At 47.1% G+C, this 18,893-nt stretch carries 17 protein-coding genes; 10 read left to right on the forward strand and 7 right to left on the reverse strand.

From position 1 onward, the window contains the following. A partial coding sequence (locus J3369_RS13730; RefSeq protein WP_349587858.1) for a hypothetical protein occupies positions 1 to 359 on the forward strand: 359 nt, incomplete at its 5' end. A 98-nt stretch (positions 360 to 457) separates the two neighbouring features. Here the strand turns inward: J3369_RS13730 and pssA are convergent. Next, the gene (pssA, locus tag J3369_RS13735; RefSeq protein WP_303573132.1) at positions 458 to 1,279 is read right to left on the reverse strand and encodes a CDP-diacylglycerol--serine O-phosphatidyltransferase; all 822 of its coding nucleotides are present in this window, start codon (positions 1,277 to 1,279) and stop codon (positions 458 to 460) included. A 329-nt stretch (positions 1,280 to 1,608) separates the two neighbouring features. On the opposite strand from pssA, the gene xdp1 (J3369_RS13740) reads away from it, so the two are divergent. The 3 genes from xdp1 (J3369_RS13740) (at position 1,609) to xdp1 (J3369_RS13750) (ending at position 6,690) form a co-directional block, all read left to right on the forward strand. After that, a complete protein-coding gene (xdp1, locus tag J3369_RS13740; RefSeq protein ID WP_349587860.1) occupies positions 1,609 to 2,529 on the forward strand; it encodes an exosortase-dependent surface protein XDP1 in 921 nt (306 codons plus the stop codon). Positions 2,530 to 2,612: 83 nt separating this feature from the next. After that, a complete protein-coding gene (locus tag J3369_RS13745; protein WP_349587862.1) occupies positions 2,613 to 5,423 on the forward strand; it encodes a tetratricopeptide repeat protein in 2,811 nt (936 codons plus the stop codon). A 313-nt stretch (positions 5,424 to 5,736) separates the two neighbouring features. After that, on the forward strand, positions 5,737 to 6,690 hold the full coding sequence (gene xdp1, locus J3369_RS13750) for an exosortase-dependent surface protein XDP1 (protein WP_349587865.1): 954 nt from the start codon (positions 5,737 to 5,739) through the stop codon (positions 6,688 to 6,690). A gap of 83 nt (positions 6,691 to 6,773) precedes the next feature. Here xdp1 (J3369_RS13750) and clpB read toward each other — a convergent pair whose 3' ends face one another. The 3 genes from clpB to rluD all read right to left on the reverse strand — a co-directional run bounded on the left by clpB (position 6,774) and on the right by rluD (position 11,241). Then, on the reverse strand, positions 6,774 to 9,344 hold the full coding sequence (gene clpB / locus J3369_RS13755; protein WP_349587867.1) for an ATP-dependent chaperone ClpB: 2,571 nt from the start codon (positions 9,342 to 9,344) through the stop codon (positions 6,774 to 6,776). 169 nt (positions 9,345 to 9,513) lie between these two features. After that, on the reverse strand, positions 9,514 to 10,257 hold the full coding sequence (pgeF, locus tag J3369_RS13760) for a peptidoglycan editing factor PgeF (RefSeq protein ID WP_349587869.1): 744 nt from the start codon (positions 10,255 to 10,257) through the stop codon (positions 9,514 to 9,516). Further along, positions 10,258 to 11,241 carry a 23S rRNA pseudouridine(1911/1915/1917) synthase RluD gene (gene rluD, locus J3369_RS13765; protein ID WP_119501908.1) on the reverse strand — a complete coding sequence of 328 codons (984 nt, stop codon included), beginning with the start codon at positions 11,239 to 11,241 and terminating at the stop codon, positions 10,258 to 10,260. 169 nt (positions 11,242 to 11,410) lie between these two features. Between rluD and J3369_RS13770 the strand changes: the two genes are divergently transcribed. Continuing rightward, positions 11,411 to 12,178: an outer membrane protein assembly factor BamD gene (locus J3369_RS13770; protein ID WP_349587872.1), complete on the forward strand. Its 768-nt coding sequence runs from the start codon at positions 11,411 to 11,413 to the stop codon at positions 12,176 to 12,178. Positions 12,179 to 12,262: 84 nt separating this feature from the next. On the opposite strand, the gene J3369_RS13775 is transcribed toward J3369_RS13770, so the two are convergent. From J3369_RS13775 to J3369_RS13785, 3 genes are all read right to left on the reverse strand, one after another. After that, the gene (locus J3369_RS13775; protein ID WP_349587875.1) at positions 12,263 to 12,973 is read right to left on the reverse strand and encodes a ChrR family anti-sigma-E factor; all 711 of its coding nucleotides are present in this window, start codon (positions 12,971 to 12,973) and stop codon (positions 12,263 to 12,265) included. Continuing rightward, complete coding sequence (locus tag J3369_RS13780) at positions 12,966 to 13,577, reverse strand: sigma-70 family RNA polymerase sigma factor (protein ID WP_119501911.1); 612 nt, start codon at positions 13,575 to 13,577, stop codon at positions 12,966 to 12,968. Before J3369_RS13780 ends, J3369_RS13775 begins: the two co-directional genes overlap by 8 nt. Positions 13,578 to 13,689: 112 nt before the next feature. Then, complete coding sequence (locus J3369_RS13785; RefSeq protein ID WP_349587877.1) at positions 13,690 to 14,265, reverse strand: LON peptidase substrate-binding domain-containing protein; 576 nt, start codon at positions 14,263 to 14,265, stop codon at positions 13,690 to 13,692. 180 nt (positions 14,266 to 14,445) lie between these two features. On the opposite strand from J3369_RS13785, the gene J3369_RS13790 reads away from it, so the two are divergent. From J3369_RS13790 to J3369_RS13810, 5 genes are read left to right on the forward strand one after another with little or no spacing between them, the layout of a single operon-like run. After that, entirely contained in the window at positions 14,446 to 14,874 is a 429-nt protein-coding gene (locus J3369_RS13790) for a nuclear transport factor 2 family protein (RefSeq protein ID WP_349587879.1), read from the forward strand. Next, a complete protein-coding gene (locus tag J3369_RS13795; protein ID WP_349587881.1) occupies positions 14,871 to 15,590 on the forward strand; it encodes an SDR family NAD(P)-dependent oxidoreductase in 720 nt (239 codons plus the stop codon). Before J3369_RS13790 ends, J3369_RS13795 begins: the two co-directional genes overlap by 4 nt. 12 nt (positions 15,591 to 15,602) lie before the next feature. Next, the gene (locus tag J3369_RS13800; protein WP_349587883.1) at positions 15,603 to 16,874 is read left to right on the forward strand and encodes an NAD(P)/FAD-dependent oxidoreductase; all 1,272 of its coding nucleotides are present in this window, start codon (positions 15,603 to 15,605) and stop codon (positions 16,872 to 16,874) included. Continuing rightward, complete coding sequence (locus J3369_RS13805) at positions 16,871 to 17,632, forward strand: DUF1365 domain-containing protein (protein ID WP_349587886.1); 762 nt, start codon at positions 16,871 to 16,873, stop codon at positions 17,630 to 17,632. Before J3369_RS13800 ends, J3369_RS13805 begins: the two co-directional genes overlap by 4 nt. Then, complete coding sequence (locus tag J3369_RS13810; RefSeq protein ID WP_349587888.1) at positions 17,632 to 18,891, forward strand: class I SAM-dependent methyltransferase; 1,260 nt, start codon at positions 17,632 to 17,634, stop codon at positions 18,889 to 18,891. Before J3369_RS13805 ends, J3369_RS13810 begins: the two co-directional genes overlap by 1 nt. The last annotated feature ends 2 nt before the right edge of the window (positions 18,892 to 18,893 follow it).

The raw sequence follows: 18,893 nt of genomic DNA on the forward strand, positions 1-18,893 counted from the left end.
TAGGCCTGCCGCCAGCGTTCAATCTGAGCCATGATCAAACTCTTCAATTAAATATATCGAAAAACTTTTATGAATCGTCGGTTGACACTCTTAACGAGTGCCCACACAGATTGTCTTGTTATAAATTGTTAAAGAACATTCGCTTAAGCCTTGCTGTTAGCCGTCTCAAGCGGGATGCGTATATTACTCCGCATCATTTTTTTGTCAATCATTTTTTGAAGTATTTTCTTCTCAAAACGCTTTCAAAAAACTCGTTTCCGGTGCTTTGTGTGAGCTCCCTGAACCGAGGACGCGCATTCTACTCACATGACCCTTCCCGTCAACCCTTAATTAGCGTAAAAAGTAAAAAAGCGACCTGAACGGTCGCTTTTTGAACACATTGATAATTAAATAGACAAAACGTCTTAATTTCGTCTGTTCTGATATCTCTTTTCTACATTATTTCAGGTAACAGGTGCTATGACTTATGCTCTGGTTCATCATCACCAACGTTTTTTTCATCTGCCTTATCATCATCAACAGTAAAATCCGCATCCTTCTCTTCATGGTCCCCCACTACATCCTGAAGTGTTACCTTATCAACGGTACGGAATGTATTAATGGGCCCGGCAAGAGCATAAAGGGCAAAGACAAGGAAAAGCACTAATGCAGGCTCTGTCGCCACAATTACAAACACAAGCATAATAATAAGAAGCGCAACAAAAGGAACTTTGCCGTTCCAGTTTACTTCTTTAAAGGAGTTATATTTGAAGTTACTCACCATGAGTAAGCCGGCCGCTCCGGTTATCAGTGCTACAACAAAACCATAATCGTTGCCATTCACATCATATTCGACGCCTACCCAGACCAACCCGGATACAACGGCTGCAGCAGCCGGGCTTGCCAACCCCTGAAAGAATCGTTTGTCAGCAATACCCACCTGCGTATTGAACCGCGCCAGACGCAACGCTGCACCAGCTACATATATAAAGGCAGCGAGCCATCCCAGCTTACCTAATTCACTTAAACCCCAGTTGTAAGCAACCAGCGCCGGAGCAACACCAAAAGAAACCATGTCGGCCATTGAGTCGTATTCAGCACCAAACGCACTTTGCGTGTTGGTGATCCTTGCAGCCCTTCCATCGAGTCCGTCAAATATCATTGCAACGAAAACGGCAACCGCAGCAGCTTCGAAACTGCCGTTCATAGACGCGACTACGGCATAGAAACCCGAGAATAGCCCTGCGGTGGTAAGTAAATTAGGCAACAGGTAGATGCCTTTCCTTTTTGTGTCCGTCATAAAACCTCAAGTTAATTAATACTGACCAATCCATTATTTCATACATACCCGCACTACGCACGGTTCAAATATACCAGAGAATGCTCATTATTTAGTATGGTATGATATACCTCAACTTAACTTATAAAATCTTTCAGTAAAGCATTGAATAGTAATAAATAAAATCACTTTAACTACTTTTGTATTATGTCAGTATTTTTTACGTAGGAATTTTTAAACCTAAATCCTACCTAAAATTTCCTTATAAAAATCAACAAAATAAAGAATGGCACGGTAAGTGCTTGTATCGGATTGAGGTATGAAATCGAGGTATAAAAGGGGTTTTTAATATGAAGATAAGTAAGATCGCGTCAGTGACGACACTCGTCCTTGCAAGCGCTATTACTGCACCTGCTATGGCAACTAACTATTCTGGTGGTTGGCACAGTGGTTGTGGTACTGGTGGCAACACAGGTGATGGCTGTAATGCAGCTGACTATTTCGCAGATGACTTAATGTACAGTCTGGCCAGTGATGGTATCAGCAATGCAGTAGTTGATGGTGTAACTATCAATGCTTCAGCTTACTCTGATACAACAGGTCATAACTATCAAGGCAAATATAATTACAACGGTAAAGATTATGCCATGTATGGAGATGACCAGGTAGAAGCTGCACAAATGGCTGATTACGGTTCAGGTTACGGTGTTATCAACCTGGACGAAGACGGTAGCTCACCTGAACACTCAGCAGATAATGAAGGTAATGCGTATTTCGCAGGTAGTAAATACAATACCTACATTATGAATGATACTGACTTCGACTATGTGCTTATTTCTTTTGACGAAGAAGTAAATGTAACGGGTGCGACTTTCAGTTGGTTGTGGAAAGAAACAGATACGCAGATCTCTGTTGCAGCATTGAGCGATACATCTATGCTTACTTCAGGTGTGAATACATGGGGCGACATAGCAGGTGATGCGCTGGCAGTAGGCTCATTTGATGTCCTTAACTGTGACGATACTGATTTAGCAGAAATCAGCGGTTTGGATAATGTTTATTCTCAATACTGGATTATCGGAGCGTATAACACAGTCTTCGGCAATATCGGGCATAGTATGTACGATGACGGTTTCAAGTTAGCCAGCGTAGGCTTTAATAAAAAGCCTGGTGAAGAGCCACCAACAACGCAGGTAACAGAACCCGGTACATTCGCAATGTTGTTCATGGGCGGTGCCCTGGCAATGTGGCGCAGAAGACGTAGTGCTTAATCATAATGATTAAGCCTTAACAGGCATTACCCGTAGAAGGTGGCTTAATGCCACCTTTTTTGTTCGGCAAATTCAGGTGAATTATGAAAAATCAACGGATGTTAGCTTCACGCGTGCGCAGCGCGCTTTTCGGTCTGGCCGGACTGAGCCTAATTGGATCAGCCCATGCTACAACCTTTGAAGATTATGAACAGGCACTGGAAGCCTACAATGCAAAACGATATGAAGAATCGTTTGTTCACCTTAAAAATAGTCTGCAAAAAGATCCTGATAACCTGACTGCAAAGATATTAATGGGTCGCCTGCTTCTGCAAAACGGTTATGTGCGTGCCGCTGAACTGGAATTTCAGGAAGCCATCGACATGGGCGCTGACCTGAATCTGGTTGCAGAACCGCTGGGAACAGCCTGGTTGTTTATGAACCGCTTCCGCGACATTCTTGATTTCCAGGAATACAAGCGACTGGGCTCAAAACAAAAATCAAGCTGGTTACAGATCCGGGCAACAGCCTGTACCAAACTTGACGATGACGTCTGTGCCGAACAAGCTTATCAGGACATGCTTGCCATGCCCTACAATAAGGACAACGCGCTGAACGGACTTGCAGCAATTGCAATGCGGGCCGGTGATACAGAAACCGCTGAAGACTTTCTCGCACAATCCCGCGAAATTGATGATAACAGCGCCATTCTGTGGCGCCTGACAGGTCAGCTCAGCTACCGTCAGGGCGACGTTGATACCGCTATCAAAGACTTTAAACGTGCACTTGAAATAAATTCAGACGATCCCATTGCTCTGCGTAATCTGGTTAATATCTACATTGCCAGAGATGACTTTGAAAGCGCCCGTGCATATGTGGATGAAATCATGTCCCGTACTCCGGACGATCCACTGGCTATTCTGCTTAACAACTGGTTGATGACACAGGAACAGACGGTCACATCAAACAGTACTGAAATTCAGAAACTGAGTAATACACTCTCCGAGTTGTCGCCGGACGTAGTTGAATCCCAACCGCTACTTATTTATATCAGCGGCCTTACTGCCTATTTTAATGGCAACATCGAAAAAGCGGTTGGCGATTTCGAACGTTACCTGGGTAAGGTGCCTGATGACTTGCAGGCAATAAAATTACTGGCCAAAGCATATATTTCTACTCAGCGCCCTAAACTGGCGTTAACACTGCTGGAGAAAAAACAGTCATTGTTGATGCAGGATTTAAACGCAGCCCTTTTGCTGGGTGATTTGCTGATAGATCAGAACAAAAGCTTCCGGGCAGACAGTCTTGTTCGCGCATTGGAAGAAGAATTTCCAAATACCCTGCAATTGCAACTATTTAAAATTAAGCTGATGACAGTGCGGGGAATGGAAGAACAGGCGCTGGCACTGCTTGATAAAAATTATCCTGCTCAGCAACTTAATCCGACTTTCCTGTTTACCTACGCATCTATGAAAATGCGATTCGGCATGTACGATGACGCTCATAATGCGGTAGATGCGCTCATTGACATTTTTCCGGACAAAGCCGATGTTTATAATCTAAAAGCTACTTTATTTATACAACAGGAAGAATTTGCCAAAGCCCGTAACTTGCTGGATAAAGCTCTGAGTATCAATGAGAGCAGTTTTTCAGCCAGATTCAACCTTGCAGCTCTGGATGCTAAGACGGGTAACCTGCCTGCATCGCTGGAACTCCTCGATGCGTTACTGGCACAAGTTCCCCGTCATGTTCCTTCGCAACTGTTGAAAGCACAAAACCTGCTAAGACTTAAAGATATTGATAATGCGGTACTGATATACAAAGATGTGCTTACCTTGCATCCTAACAATCAGGAAGCGCGGGTAAAACTGGTTCAGGTTGCCGCAGCTAAAGGCGATATGAGTGGTGCACTTTATCAGTTAGACAAACTCCTTAAAGAGGACTTTGACAATCCTGCATACTTGCTGCAGAAAGCCGACATTCTGATCGGTATGGACAGAGCTGACGAAGCCGAACAGGCCATTGTGCTTGCCAGGGACGTTATCCAGACTAGTTCAAAATATCTGGAGCGTTACGGCAATATTCTGATCAAGCTTGGGCGTCCTGATGAAGCACTGGCTGCATTCACAACTGCCAGAGAAATCTCTCCTTACGATAATGATCTTGCCCTTCATACGGCTAAACTGCAGATCGCAATGGGTAAAGTATCTGACGCGGCGAACACTATTGCTTCACGTATCGAGAAAAACCAGAATAACGCAGACTTCTGGTATGTGGCCGGCCTGCTGGCAGAAAGTCGCAACAGTTTTGATAAAGCCGCACAAGCATATGGCCGCTCACTGACTATCGCACCTGTTTATGCTCAACCTCTTCTGGCGGCTTATAAAATGGCTGAGCGGGGCAACAACCCTGACGGTTTTGTATCGATTGCCAGAAAATTAATGAAAGAACAGCCTGAATACCTGTTACCGGCTAATTTACTTGCACAGTATTTCTATAATGCCGGGGAATTTGAGAAGTCGATACCTGTATATATCGAGCTGGCTAAATTACCCAATGTACTGAACAAACCGAAAGTACTGAACCGTCTGGCAGAAATGTCAGCTCAGACAAATACCATTCAGGCCAGTCAGTGGATTAAAGAGGCATTTCAGTTGAATGCCAGCGATCCGGAAATACTGGATACTTATGGCTGGGTACTGGCGAACGAAGGAAAATATGCTGAAAGCCTGGAAATGTTGAGAAGGGCGTTCAGTCGTCAGGCGACTAACCCGAAACTCCGCTTCCACCTCGGGTACACGCTGGTGAAGATGGGTCGCGAAGCTGAAGCGCAGGAACACCTTGAACTGGCTGCCAACTCCGAAGTGGAATACAACGGCAAGACGGTGGCAGTCAGACTACTTAACGGTATATGACACACCGTATCTAAGTCTGAAACAATCAGGCCGCACTTAACCCGTTTTCCGTGCGGCTTTTTTGTACTTTTATCCTGCACAGCACACCCGCGCTCAGTATTCATCCTGTCCCCTTTGTATAAAGACACATACTTCATAAAGGGCCCGCCCAAACTACAATACAAGCCTGTATTCCGTTCAGCATACGGGTGCCTCCAGGCGTCACGTAAGAGATTTCTGCCGCAACCCTCCGAGTGTAAAAGCAGGAAGATAAACGGTTAATTATACTCAAAGTGAAGACAGTGATTCATTGTCCCCACGTAAGGTTTTATTTATGAAGTTTAATAAAATTATGAGTGTCACAACACTGGTTGCGTCAGGGATATTTATCGTACCTGCACAGGCTACCAGTTGGAGCAGTAAGTGTGGCGATAGTCACACCGGCTGCTCAGCCAGTGACTACTTTGCTGAAGATTTGCGTTACATGATTGCCAACGATGGTATCAGCAGCGCCGTTGTCGATGGCGTGACAATCAGTACAACAGCGTATTCGGATACGGGAGGCCGGGGCTTTTCTTCCCGTAATTACGATTACACCTACAGCCAGTCCAACGGCAAGCACTACCTGAGCGATGACATTGTAGAAACAGCCAGCCTGATTAATTATGGCGAGGGTTACGGTATCATCAATAAAGATGTGACTAACACGCCGTTTACCAGTGACACCCGCAGTGGCGAATATGGTGTCCCCCAACATGCCGCTGACAATATTAATCTGGACTGGTATGCCAGCGGTTATCACATAATTGAAACCGATTACGACTTTTATCTTATCTCCTTTGATGAAGAGGTTAATGTAACCGGAGCAACATTCAGCTGGCTCTGGAACAGCGGTGATACGCAGGTGTCGGTAGCAGCTTTAAACGACACCTCCATGCTGACGTCCGGTGCAAACACCTGGGCAGATATAGCCGGAGAGGCGCTGGCAGTGGGTTCGTATGACGTGCTCAATTGCGAAGACACCAATCTGGCGATGGTGGATATGGATACAACCTATTCCCAATACTGGCTGATTGGAGCGTATAACCTCGTGTTCGGAGATATTGGCGGAACCTTGTACGACGATGCCTTTAAACTGGCTTCTATCGGTTTTTCTAAAAAAGAAATGCCACAAACCGATGTACCTGAACCCGGTACTCTGGCGCTGTTCCTGATGGGTGGCTCACTGGCATTCTGGAGACGCAAACACCAAAAGTCCTCAGTGACACTGATGAACTCAGATCATTGATGAATAAAGAAGACCCCTCTGCAAGGCAGAGGGGTCTTTCATTTTGTCCGGACATCTTATTTCCAAACCAGAGACGGAATGGCTTACATCACGATAAGGTGATCGTCCTTCACATCAATACGAATTGTTGATTCAGGCAACAACACACCGGATAACAGCTGCTGTGCCAGCGGGTTTTCGATTTGTGTCTGAATAGCCCGCTTCAGTGGACGGGCACCGAACACCGGATCAAAACCTGCGTCAGCCAGCTTATCCATGGCCGCACCGGACAACTCCATTTTGTAACCTTTTTCAGATAAACGCTGACGTAATGATGCCAGCTGTATTTTAGCAATGGATTTAATTTGCTCTTTACCCAGCGGATGGAATACCACCAGATCATCCACACGGTTAATAAACTCGGGCCTGAAGTGCTGCCCGACCACGCCCATCACACGTTGCTTCATTTCGTCATACTGACTGTCATCGTGAGTATCCTGAATCACGTCAGAACCCAGGTTCGATGTCATGATCACAACGGTATTTTTGAAGTCTACCGTACGCCCCTGCCCGTCTGTCAGACGACCATCGTCTAACACCTGCAACAAAATATTAAACACATCAGGATGGGCCTTTTCGACTTCATCCAGCAGGATCACGGAATACGGTTTACGCCGCACAGCTTCAGTAAGATAACCCCCTTCTTCATAGCCAACGTAGCCCGGAGGTGCCCCTACCAAACGGGATACCGAATGCTTCTCCATGAACTCAGACATGTCGATACGTACCAGTGCATCTTCCGTGTCAAACAGGAAACCGGCCAGTGCCTTCGACAGTTCGGTTTTCCCTACACCGGTAGGCCCCAAAAACAGGAACGAACCAATGGGACGGTTTGGATCTGCCAGGCCAGCCCGTGAGCGTCTGATAGCGTTGGACACAGCATTTACCGCTTCCGCCTGCCCCACTACCCGCTTGTGGAGTACGTCTTCCATTCTAAGTAGTTTTTCCCGTTCACCCTCAAGCATTTTGGATACGGGAATGCCTGTCCAGCGGGACAGCACATCTGCAATTTCAGCGTCGGAAACCTTGTTTTTCAATAAGAAGGTTTCTTTTGTTTCGTTCTCCGCCGCTTTTTCCAGCTTCATTTCCAGCTCAGGAATACGACCGTACTGCAGCTCTGACATACGATTCAGATCTGACGCCCGGCGGGCGATTTCCAAATCGAGTTTCGCCTGCTCCAGTTCAGACTTGATGGTTTGCGTGCCCTGCATCGCATCCTTTTCTTCGCGCCAGATTTTATCCAGACCGGACAATTTGTTTTCAGCCTGTTCACGCTCCAGCTCGATCATTTCCAGGCGCTTGTGGCTGGCATCGTCTGTTTCTTTTGCCAGTGCCTGCTCTTCCAGTTTTAACTGGATGATGCGGCGCTCAAGCCTGTCCATATCTTCAGGCTTGGAATCAATTTGCAGACGAATGCTGGAAGCCGCTTCATCAATAAGATCGATAGCTTTATCAGGCAACTGACGGTCACTAATATAACGGTGTGACAATGTAGCCGCCGCGACAATGGCCGGGTCGGTAATATCCACCGAGTGGTGAAGCTCGTAACGTTCTTTCAAACCACGTAAAATGGCGATGGTATCTTCCACACTCGGCTCATCCACCAGCACTTTCTGGAAGCGACGTTCAAGAGCGGCGTCCTTCTCGATATACTGACGGTATTCGTCCAGCGTGGTTGCGCCCACACAATGCAGTTCACCGCGAGCGAGAGCTGGCTTAAGCATATTACCGGCATCCATCGCGCCGTCGCCTTTACCGGCGCCGACCATGGTATGGAGCTCGTCAATAAACAGAATGACACGACCTTCTTCTTTGGCCAGTTCATTGAGTACCGCTTTCAGCCGTTCTTCAAATTCACCACGGTACTTCGCACCGGCCACTAACGCGCCCATGTCGAGCGACAGTACCCGCTTATCCTTCAGCCCTTCCGGTACTTCACCATTAATAATACGCTGGGCAAGTCCTTCAACAATGGCGGTTTTACCTACACCGGGTTCACCAATTAACACAGGGTTATTCTTGGTCCGGCGTTGCAATACCTGCACGGTGCGGCGGATTTCATCATCACGGCCTATCACCGGGTCCAGCTTGCCCTGTTCTGCCCGTTCGGTCAGATCAGTGGTGTATTTTTCCAGCGCCTGACGCACATCTTCAGCGTTAGGATCTGTCACTTTCTGACCGCCACGCATTTTATCAATGGCCGTTTCGATTTGATCCTTTGTCACATTCAGACTTTTCAGCAAATCACCTAATTTGCCTTTGTCCTGAAGCGCTGCCAGCACAAAAATTTCAGATGTGATGTATTCATCTTTGCGCTGCTGGGCAATCTTGTCGCAAAGGTTCAGCAAAATGCCGCTGTCCTTGCTTAACTGTACATCGCCACCGATGCCATCAACCCGTGGAAGCCGCTCGATCGCTTCAGCCAGAGAAGAGCGTAATGCATTCACATTTACGTGGGCTTGATCGAGTAACGGACGTACAGAGCCGCCCTGTTGATTCAGCATGGCTGTCATCAGGTGCACGGGCTCAATAAACTGATGATCCCGACCCAGTGCCAGAGACTGTGCGTCGGAAATCGCTAATTGAAATTTACTGGTAAATCTATCTAATCGCATGAAAAATCCCCTGCAATAACGTTGCTAATTTTATGGGTATTAATCTGCTGTGATTCAAGTTATCTGATTAAAAAATAACTCAAGACAAGGTTAATTTGTTGATTAACATCAATGTTGGAATCTGCCCGGCTCACAAAACACATGATACCGGGTGACTGATTGAAAAGGCTTAACGCAAACCTATGACAGACACGATGCGGCCGGTTTGCTCCCTGCCTTCATGCGTTGCCCGCCGGTGTGAATAAAATTGGTGGGGATCGGAATAGGTACAGAGACCCGATTGCGTCACGTTTTTTATGCCGGCATCGTTTAATTGCATAAGTGCTATCAGCGGTAAATCAAGCAGACATTTATCGCTGCCGCCAATGTTCTCAATTGCTTCAGGGTAACGGGCAAAGCGGCCGGCCAGAGAACGGGGAACTTCATAGCAGGGTTGACTGATAGCCGGCCCGATCCAGGCTATTATATTATCCGCAGTTGATTTCATCGCGCTGACGGTGTGTCTGATAATCTCCTTTTCCAGTCCCTGCCAGCCTGCGTGTACTGCAGCCACTTCTGTGCCGGCAAAATTACACAGAAGAACCGGCACGCAGTCAGCTGTCATAATGGCACAGGTGCGTGCCGGGGTCCGGCTGATACAAGCATCGGCCTGCAATGGCGACGCCGGCAAAGGGCCGGTCACATCTGCATCGAAGGTAACGCAGTGTTCACCATGTACCTGATCCAGCCAGACAATGAAGGTATGGCCGGGCAATAACGCACGGTTACCGGCCACTAATTGCGGATCATCACCCACGTGGGCACCGGTGTTTAAACCGGCGTAGTCCCCGCTGCTTAGTCCCCCGTCGCGGCAACTGGTATAAGCAAATACATTGTCCGGTACCGGCCATGCCGGCTGGATCAGGGATATCACTTATACGTCATCCATACCTTTGATTTTGGTGTCTTCACGCACAGTGGCGATCAGTTGCACCATGTCATCAGGTAGCGGCGCCTGCCAGGTCATCCATTCATCGGTTTCAGGGTGGAACAGAGACAATTGCGCAGCATGCAAGGCCTGGCGGGGAAAAGCACGTAACGCTTCAACACACGCCTCTGTAGCGCCTTTTGGCAAACGGGTTCTGCCGCCATAGGCAGTATCACCCACCAGCGGGTGCTTGAGGTGTGCCATGTGCACGCGGATCTGGTGTGTACGGCCAGTTTCCAGTTTCAGGCGCAAGTGCGTATGTGCACGGAATTTTTCGATAACCCGATAGTGAGTAACTGCCGGCTTACCGGTTTCACGAACGGCCATGAGTGTACGCTTAGTTGCATGACGGCCGATAGGCGCATCGACGATACCACCGGCGACCATAGTGCCGTATGCCAGCGCTTCATACTCCCTGCTCATCACCCGGTCCTGAAGTTGATTGACCAGATGGGTTTGCGCCGGAACGGTTTTCGCCACTACCATCAAACCCGTAGTATCTTTATCCAGACGATGCACAATACCAGCCCGTGGCACCACTTCAATACCCGGTACATGGGCCAGCAACGCATTCAACAATGTGCCGTCCTGATTACCTGCCCCTGGGTGAACCACCAGATCAGCAGGCTTATTAAGAATTAAAATCGAATCATCTTCGTAGACAATGTTCAGGTCGATTTTCTGTGGCAGGCTGGCGGTCTGCACTTCCATTTCAGCCGTGACCTGTACATATTCATCACCCAGCATTTTTTGCCGGGGAGTGGTCAAAACATCGCCATCCACAGTGACATTCCCTTCCAGAATCCAATTTTTTAACTTTGAACGGGAATATTCAGGGAACAAATCAGCCAAAACCTGATCTAACCTCTGACCAAAATGGTGTGGCCCGGTGTTTGCCTCAAGCTTGACGGTGTTTACAGGCTGGGTCATATAACTCTTTCGCTGTTACAAAAAAGCGCATTATACCAATCTTTACGTTAGTTAAACGGAAAGTTTCCGGTTTTTATGTGGAGTTTGCGTGTTTGAGTGCGCTAGAATGTCGCTATAATGAAAATGCAGTTAAACGTATCAGTCGGTTAAGCAGGAATAGACAACAGATATGAAATCAATTCGATTAGTGATGCCCCTTGTTGTTGGTGTCATGATTAGCGTAACGGGCTGCAGCTCGTCTGACGATTCAGAACAACGCGCGGCGCTGGCGAACATGGGTTCCCAGCAAATGTATGATAATGCCAAACGTAATATGCAGAACGGTAATTTCGGTGCTGCGTCTACCGCACTCAGTGAGCTGGATTCTCGTTACCCGTTTGGTCCGTTGTCCAATCAGGTACAACTTGACCTGATCTACAGCTACTATAAATCGGGTAAAATTGACGAAACGCTGGCGACCATCGACCGCTTCATCCGCTTAAACCCGAACCACTCAGACGTGGATTATGCGTTCTACATGCGCGGACTGACCAACATGGAAGCCGACGCAAACATGTTTCAGCAACTGATGCAGATTGACCGCGCAGACCGTGATCCCAGTAAATCACGGGAAGCTTTCACAGATTTCAGACGTCTGATCCAGCAATACCCTGACAGTAAATATGCTGCTGATGCTAAAAAGCGCATGGTGTTTATCAAAGAAAGGCTGGCGAAGTATGAAATTGCTATCGCCCGTTTTTATATGCGCCGGGAAGCTTTTGTCGCGGCGGCAAATCGCGGACGCTACGTACTGGAAAACTACTCGAATACAGACCAGGTTCAGGAAGCGCTGGAAATCATGGTATCAAGCTATGACCAGTTAGGTCTGACTGAGCTGAAAGAAAATGCTATGCAAACACTGCGTCTGAATTTTCCGGACAGTGATTTCATCAGTTAATCAGATATAAACAAAAAAAGCGCTACGGCGCTTTTTTTGTGTCTCGAGCATGCTCACAGAGCCGCTCAGCGCCGCGAGGGAGGCTTATCTGAAGAAAAGATGACTGAACGGATTCAACAGTCTGGCGATACCTGATGTGAAATGCAGCGGTTCATCCAGTAAGGTAAATACCAGACATCCACTGATGTGATCCGAATAAGGCGCATGGGTATCTTTGCCATCCATCACCACAAAGTCTCCGGTACGGTAATGGTGCTTGCCGTCATGAAATTCACCATCCAGTACCAGCGTATACTCGACACCACGGTGTGTATGTTCTGGTACACTGCCTCCCCGCCCCATGTAAATAAAGTTGGCGACACCGGCGTATCCGAGATCGACCGGAGCCTGCCACAATTTACCAACAAGCCCTGACCATGAACCCGTTTTGTGGATAACACGCTGTAACGTTGGCGGAAGTTCGAAAGTCTGACCATCCAGTTCAATGGTTTTCTCTCCACGTCCGCGTTTAGCAGTGATAGAGCTTACAGACGCGGACTTTGTTGCCGGCTTTGCCGTAGCAGGGAGTTGGGTAATATCAGCGAGCATGGCGCTGTAACTTTCCAGTTGCTCGTCTTGAGACAGTGAGGAAAAATCAAATACCTCTGCAGCAAACCGTGAAGTTTCTTCTGACGCTATTTTTCTGCATCTGGGACACAGATCGCAATGCGCCGAGACAATGAATGACTCGGCGGGGGATAAACTACCTTGAACAAATTGTGAAAGCTGGTTTTGTTCCGGATGGTGATTAATCATGATCCTGTAGCATGCCTTTCAGGCGTTGCAGTGCAAGTCGGGTACGGGATTTAACAGTACCCAACGGGATATGCAGTTCATCTGCAACTTCCTGTTGAGATTTACCATCAATGTAGATGGCTTCAATAACAGATTTTTGTTTCTTCGGTAACTCTTCAAACATATACCCGATTTGTTCAAGGGTAATCTGTTCGTCCAGCGACTGTTCATTCACGTCTGGTGTCTGCTCACAAAGAACCGGCCACAAGTCGTCAGAACACACATCTTCTTTTCTGTTCTGTAATTTCCGTAACATATCAAAACGGATGTTACGGGCAATCGTAAAAATCCAGGTTGAAGGACTTCCCTTCTCTGCATTAAACAGATGTGCCTTCTGCCATACGTTGGACATGGTATCCTGGACCATTTCCATGGCTAAAGCTTCATTACCCATCTGCTTTAACGCGTAAGAACGCAGGCGCGGAGCAAAATATCCAAACACCCTTGCAAACGATGCTTTGCAGCGCTGTTCGGCAACTTTAACAATATAGTCTGACATTTCTGCCGCACAATCTTTCGGCTTAATTACACTGTTACTTTGTTCCACTGGGATTCCAACTAACATAAGTATTTGTCCATATCCTATCAAGTTAATAGTTGCTACAGACGAGTGTTTCAAGCAGATTACAGAATTGTAATGGTTTCATGCCCCTACCATGTAAAGTTTACACGGCGATTTACTGCACAAGTGCCTTTAAGTAATCCAGTAACTTATGGCAATTGCGTTGAGCAAGAAAATACTGTTTCTGTTTAGCGTCTACGGGCAATAATTCGAGCCAGCGGTACATTACCCAAATGGGATTCCGGAATTCCGGAACATCATATAACTGGCCTACCTCAGCGTAGCGCTCAAAAATCTCCTGCAAACGTTCATCTATAGGTGAAATCTGTTGAGAAGTAATATCACAGTGCCAGTCTGGTAGTGGCTGACAGTGTCCTGTACGCAGCCCGTCGGGCTCAGTCTTCACATTACTTATCTCTACACAGTTAACACCAGCAACCTTTATGCCAAGCAACCCGTCATCGAGCATATCGAAGTCAACGACAGTCGCTGCAGTGCCCACAGGATAGAAGTGTGTGTTGGCTTCCTTTTCACCCTGTGTGTTGAGCATACAAACCACCAGTTGACCATTACCGGCACATACCTCTTTAACCATGCGCACGTAGCGTGGTTCAAAGATTCTGAGTGCAATCCGGCCACCGGGAAGAAGGTGTGCTGACAAGGGAAATAAAGGGAGATTTTGAGCCGTCATAAACACAGTATTTTCATTATTCACTGAGCTTACTTACGGCGAAAAATAAATTTGGATCGGAGTATTTACACGCTTTAATAATTCGTCTGCCGACCTGATTCTGATCCGCGTGTAAGTAAAATTGGTATACATTCAGGACGATTTTACATACTTCATTACTCAGTCAGTAAATATTGCATCATGAGCATCATTGAACGGTTTTGTGAATTTTATTCCGAATTACATAAGGTCAACCCTGACCACCTTGATAGCATTTATACAGCTGATATCGAGTTTATAGACCCTATCACCACTCATCACGGGCTGGATAATGTGATTGCGTATTTCAGAAAGTTGCTGAATGAAACCCAATCATGCCGGTTCGATATTCACGAAAGCCTGCTGTCTCAGAAAGATAACACCAACGCATATACCGTTATCTGGACAATGCATTTAGTGCTGGCGCAACCGGCAAAAACTATCACGCTGGATGGTGTCAGTATTGTAAGGGTTCGTGATGACAAAATTTTCTACCACCGGGATTACTACGACATGGGAGAAATGGTTTATGAGCACATTCCGCTTCTCCGCTGGATTATCAAAAAAATAAAGGTAAGGTTGGCTTCATGAAAACAATGTTGGTTACCGGGGCAACGTCGGGCATAGGAAGGGCTTTCACACTTCATGCCGCCAGTCAGGGATATCATGTTATTGCTTGTGGCAGAAATGAGGAAGCGCTGGCGGAGCTGGCATCTGAATCCAATATCACCACCGCAAAATTTGATTTAACAGACCTAGATGCTACCCGCACCGCCATCGCGCCGCTGCAATTTGATATCGCAGTACTGAATGCCGGCAATTGCGAATATGTAGACGTAGATAAATTTGAACCTGACATGTTCAGACGGGTGTTTGAGATCAACTTTTTCGGGATTATTCACAGCGTCGACGCATTATTGCCTAAACTTAAAAAAGGCGACCAGCTGGTAATCGTAGACAGTATGGCCAGGCTCATTCCTTTTACCCGCACAGAAGCTTACGGAGCAAGTAAAGCGGCTGTGCATTATTTTACTAAGAGTCTGGATGTGGATCTGGCGGAAAAAGGCATCATTGTTCAGTCGGTGTCTCCGGGCTTTGTGGAAACCCCGCTGACAGATAAAAATGATTTCGATATGCCTATGAAAATAACGGCAGAAGAAGCGGCAAAAGCAATGCTCGACGGCATTGAAAAACAAAAGAAGAGTCTGTTCTTCCCTTCAGGGTTTGGCTGGATTATGCGCACGCTGCATAATCTGCCTGCAGGCATACAGAGGTGGCTGTCTCTGAAAATGAGACAACAGCAGTAAGGTACGAGAATAATGCAACGGCGAATTGCGATTATCGGGACAGGGATTTCCGGACTTACGTGCGGATATTTATTGCACAAAGAACATCAGATCACTGTGTACGACGCCAACGATTATATTGGCGGGCACACGGCAACAAAATTGATAGACGTAAAAGGCAGACAGTGGCCAGTGGATACGGGCTTCATCGTTTTCAATGACTGGACTTACCCCCGCTTTATAAAATTAATGGATAAATTGGGGGTCCGGCGGCAGCCCACGGAGATGAGCTTTTCCGTCCGCAGCGAAAAAACCGGACTGGAGTATAACGGTAACAACCTGAATACCCTGTTTGCGCAACGACGTAATCTCTTCAGACCACGATTCTGGCGGATCGTACGGGATATTTTGGCATTCAACAAAGCCTGCAAAGAACGCGCTGCGGAAAATCAACAAAGTGATTTCAACATCACACTCTTTGACTATATCAAGTCCCTCGGGCTCAGTGACGACTTCGCTAATTACTATATTTTGCCAATGTGTGCGGCAATATGGTCCGCCAGTCTGGAGCAAACGAAGCAGTTTCCTCTTGCCTTCTTCCTGCAGTTTTTCAATAACCATGGACTGCTTAACGTCACTAACCGCCCCCAGTGGTACACCCTGATAGACGGCTCTCACAGCTATATTCCTGCTCTGACAAAAGGATTTTCAGACAATATAAAGTTGTCGACACCGGTTTCACGGGTAGAAAAAAACGGTAACGGCTGGCTGGTAACGGCAGGCGGTCTGGAACCTGAGCAATATGATGAGGTCATCTTCGCCTGCCACTCAGATCAGGCGCTGGCCATGCTGGCTGAGCCTACGCCTTCACAATCCGCCATTCTCAGTGCAATCCCTTATGCTAAAAATGAAGTCGTGCTGCACATGGATACCACCCGGCTACCCGAAAGAAAGCTGGCATGGGCAAGCTGGAACTACCGCCTGAAAGAAACACCTGAAGAAAATCATGCCCCGGCGGCTGTTACCTATAATATGAACATATTGCAGCGTTTCGACACCGCTCCGGTCACCTTTTGCGTCACACTCAATAATACTGCTGCCATTGATCCGGCAAAAATTCTGCGACGCTACGACTACGCCCATCCTCAATACAGTGCGCCCATGGTCGCAGCCCAGCAGCGGCGCGGCGAAATCTGCGGCAAAGGCGGTCTGCATTTTTGCGGCGCTTACTGGTACAACGGATTTCACGAAGATGGCGTCAGAAGCGCTCTGGATGTGTGCGAACGCTTCGGAGCAACTTTGTGAGTCAGCAAGAAGTTTCTCAGACGGAAAGCGGCATCTATCTGGGCAAAACGTTCCACCAGCGGTTCAGGCCGGTGGAACACAAGTTTGAATACGATATCGCTTTGTTCTGGCTGAAACTGTCGGAAGCAGACAGTCTCGGTGAATCACTTAAATGGTTTTCCGTACACAGCAGAAATTTCACCCGCTTCTATCGACCCGATTATTGCGGCGACGCCAGTGTGCCCCTTGAAACTGCGGTAAAATCTAAAATGACGTCGCTGAACAAAGGTGTTGAACTCGGCGGTGATGTTTACTTTCTCGGCCAGTTGCGCACCCTTGGTATGTACTTCAGTCCGGTAAATTTCTATTTTTTACGGGATCCTGCCTCATGCACCTATACTCATATGATGGCTGAAGTCAGCAATACACCCTGGAATGAAAGACATTATTATCTGGTCGATATGGCCAGCCAGCAGGATACGGAAAAAGCATTTCATGTGTCGCCGTTCAACCCGCTGGAGATGACCTATAAATGGCAGATAACGCCGCCGGATGAGCACTTTTCTTTATCCCTGTCCTGTCACACGGAGAAAAAGGATTTTGTAGCCGGCGTGAACATGACAAGAATTTCACTTAATAATGAGAATCTGCGCTCTACACTGAGACGTATACCCAGTATGACAATAAAAACCGTAGCCGGTATCTATTGGCAGGCATTGAAATTATTTATTAAGCGCGCGCCAATTTACGATCACCCTAAAAGTCAGGAACCGAGATAATGTCACACGGCGAATCCACTTTTATATTTCAGCAGGAAGCCAGCAGTATTGACCGCGCTTGCAGAAGTGCATTTTTTAAAGTGTTGTCACTGTTACCCGAAGGTCACATGACAATCAAAGAACATGGCACTACCGTAGCCCAATTTGGCGATCCGGAAAGTGAGCTTAAGGCCGATGTAAACATACTCAACGTAAAAGCTTACCGCCATTTGCTGTTTGGCGGCAGTGTGGCATCCGGTGAAACTTACACTGACGGATTATGGAGCAGCCCGGACCTGACTTCTGTGATAAGAGTTTTCGCCCGTAACTTACCCGTACTGGACAAATGGGAAGAAAAATTCCGTCTGCTGGTACTCCCTCTCCAGAAAGTACAGCATTTCTTACGCCGTAATACTGAAAGTCAGGCGAAGAAAAACATTGAAGCTCATTATGACTTAGGTAACAAGTTATACACGCGGTTCCTCGATCAGACCATGATGTACTCTTCGGCTATTTATCCTGATCCTAATGCTTCGCTGAGCGATGCCCAGACTCACAAACTGAAAACGATTTGTGACAAACTACAGCTGAAACCGACAGATCACCTGATGGAAATCGGCACCGGCTGGGGCGGTCTGGCAGTTTATGCAGCAAAACACTATGGCTGTAAAGTCACCACCACGACTATCTCAGAAGAGCAACATGCTTACGCTGCTGCCTGGATAAAAAGAGAAAATCTGAGTGACAGAATCACCCTGTTAAAACAGGATTACCGGACACTCGAGGGCCAGTATGACAAACTGGTGTCCATCGAGATGATTGAAGCTGTAGGTAAACGTTATCTGGGTAACTTTTTTGATAAATGCGCCTCACTACTGAAAGCCGATGGTTTGATGTTATTGCAGTCTATTGTCATTGATGACCGCCGTTACGACAGTTACAGCAAGAGTGTGGATTTTATTCAGAAATATATTTTCCCGGGCGGTTTTCTGCCCTCACAGCTGGTTATCAACGACTACCTCAAACGTTTCAGTGACTTATCCGTAAGAGATTTACAGGATATCGGGCTGGATTATGCCAGGACGCTGGATGACTGGTACAAGGCTTTCATCAATGCCAAAGAACCGCTGATGCAGGATGGTTATGACGAGCGCTTCATGCGCATGTGGACTTACTATCTTAAATATTGCGAAGGCGGGTTTCTGGAACGGACTATTTCGACGGTTCAGCTGGTCCTGTCAAAACCTCACTTCAGAGATACAATACAACGGGGAGCGTAGCG

The organism is Alteromonas sp. NFXS44 (assembly GCF_040148705.1).
Lineage (GTDB): Bacteria > Pseudomonadota > Gammaproteobacteria > Enterobacterales > Alteromonadaceae > Alteromonas.